Here is a 1,912-nt window from a genome sequence, read left to right as displayed (position 1 = left end):
TTTGCCGTTTAAGGGCTTTAGAGGTATCGTTGTTATAGAGCTTGCTGTTGCGTTCGCTCCAATAACTTAAATCTCCGTCGTAGGGTGATTTCTCACCTTTGACATTGATGTGTTTGTTTTCGGAGTAAGGAACTGCTGGAAATGCCTTGTCTAGTAACTGCTTACTGGTATGGCGATTCTGTTTGGTTTCCTTGTTGAATACCCTGAAAGCTCTGTTTTGAATGTGGTATAGCGAGTTGCGCGACCCGTCCATTTTGCAGAAGCGGTGGTAGTTCCTCCAACCTCTAACTACAGGGGCTAATTTTTCAGCCTTTGTGGTAGCACCATAATTCGAGTTGTTGACGATAAATTTTACTTTCTTGCGGAAAGATTTATAATTGCCCCCTGATGGGACGCATCTAAACTTCCCGTTTTTCTGGACTTTAAAATTCCAGCCGAGGAAATCAAATCCATCTGTCGCGGCGGTTAGCTTTGTCTTTTTCTCACTGACTTTCATTCCCCGCTCTGCTAAAAACTGACTGATTCGGTCAAGTATTTCTGGTGCGTTATCTTTGGGTTTGAGTATGATTACCATATCATCGGCGTACCGTACTGATTGGTGAATTGACTCTATACCGTCTAACGCAATATTGGCTAACAGTGGACTTACCACCCCACCTTGAGGTGTTCCTTGTTCGGGAAATTCTGGATTGACCCCGGCTTTGAGACATCGGAAGATTCCTTGTCTTATGCTTCTAGGAGCTATGAGTCTTTCCATGATGGCGGTGTGGTTTATCCTATCAAAGCATTTTTCAATATCGAGTTCTATGACTCGTTTATCTATTCCATTCACTCGTGAGTTTAGATTGTCGAATAGGTGTTTCTGCGCGTTATGCGCTGACCGTCCCGTTCTAAACCCGTAGCTCCTGGCGTGGAAAGTTGCCTCGTGTGCTGGTTCTAATGCGTATTTGACAAGGCATTGATAAGCCCTATCGGCAATAGTGGGGATTTTCAGCATCCTGGTAGTACCGTCCTTTTTAGGGATGGGTATTTCTCTTAGCCCCTGGTGTTTCCAGTTGCCACTTGATGCTTTTAGCAGTTCATTAAGCTCGAAGCGTTCCTGGAAATTCAGGGACTTTTTGCCATCAATTCCTGCGGTCTTCTTCCCAGCGTTTAGCTGTGATACTTGACGGATAGCCAGTAATCTCGCTGCGGTTGATTTCAGAATCAGCTTTTGTAGGGACTTAGCTTTGCGCTTGTCGCCAACTTGAACCGCTTTGTACACTCGTTTTTGTAGGCGGAATAAGTTACGGCGAAATTTCTTCCAAGGTAACGTCTTCCAGGATTCACTAGAGTTTTCTCTGCGTCTAATCATGCTCTGCTCCAATTTGTGTATTCTGAACACCTCAAACCAATTACGGTTTGTCCTACCCGAATTGAAGGAGTTCCGCTGCTCGTCCAGCCTACTTATAGGGTTCGACCGCCCTTAGACCCTCAACCCGTTTTTATTCGTTCCCTCGGTTGATTGATAGTTCCGTTAGGTGTAGCCATTTCAACCATTGGAATCCCTGGACTCTTGCCACTATTAGTTTGAAAATGTGACGGGATTTAACTCCAATGAGGTCAGGTTTTTAGGTTGTGTCCTGCCTATCAATAGGTTGCTTTTTGAGGCTCGATTTCACCGTAGGAACTCCCCGTTAACGCCAAGTGTCACCCCACAACGGATGTCTGATTGCGTCCTGTTCCTAGCTTCGACCTCCCGAAACCGAGTCGGGTCATCGTAGGCAGGTAGGGAGTCATACCTGAGTCTGGTAGATGGGACTTTCACCCATATCAGACCGAGAGTTCAACCTTTTCCCATAATTGGATTAGGTTGGTTAGCTTATGTACGGACTGATTACCGTGATTCAGCTAACAACGAATCGCACCAAAC

Annotated in this window: 1 protein-coding gene; it reads right to left on the bottom strand. The window is 45.5% G+C overall.

From position 1 onward, the window contains the following. A partial coding sequence (locus IQ228_RS25495) for a reverse transcriptase domain-containing protein (protein WP_193964936.1) occupies positions 1–1,354 on the bottom strand: 1,354 nt, incomplete at its 3' end. Positions 1,355–1,912: the final 558 nt, after the last annotated feature.

The organism is Dolichospermum sp. LEGE 00246, from assembly GCF_015207865.1.
GTDB lineage: Bacteria > Cyanobacteriota > Cyanobacteriia > Cyanobacteriales > Nostocaceae > Dolichospermum > Dolichospermum heterosporum.
The sequence above is the reverse complement of the archived record's forward strand: the minus strand, read 5'-3'. Positions and strand labels throughout refer to the sequence as shown.